Genomic DNA, 302 nt, shown 5'->3' with positions numbered 1-302 from the left:
AATCGAGCTGGTCGATCACGCTGCGCAGGTTGCGGTAGACGGGGTCGGACGCGGTGATGATCAGCGAGTTCGTCGCCGCATCGGCCTGGATCATGCCGCCGGGCTGGTTCTCTTCGCCGCCGCCTTCTTTTTCGCCGAGGAACGCAGCCTCCTTGTTGCCCTGGCCGCCATAGGTGCCGCCGCCGCCGAGCGGATTGCCGCCCATCGACGATGACGACGAGCCGCCGAGCGAGCCGCCCGGCAGCGGGGGCTGGCCCGAGGTGCCCGTCGACGAGCTCGCGTTGCCCTGGTTGAACGCGTTC

1 protein-coding gene is annotated in these 302 nt (G+C 69.2%); it reads right to left on the bottom strand.

Annotation, left to right across the window (positions count from 1 at the left end; translation table 11 throughout):
- On the bottom strand, positions 1-302 hold a 302-nt coding region (locus AB4Y32_RS40535; RefSeq protein WP_368726591.1), incomplete at both ends, for a secretin N-terminal domain-containing protein.

The sequence above is a fragment of the Paraburkholderia phymatum genome (assembly GCF_040965635.1).
GTDB lineage: Bacteria > Pseudomonadota > Gammaproteobacteria > Burkholderiales > Burkholderiaceae > Paraburkholderia > Paraburkholderia phymatum_B.
This window is presented reverse-complemented; position numbering and strand designations above follow the sequence as displayed.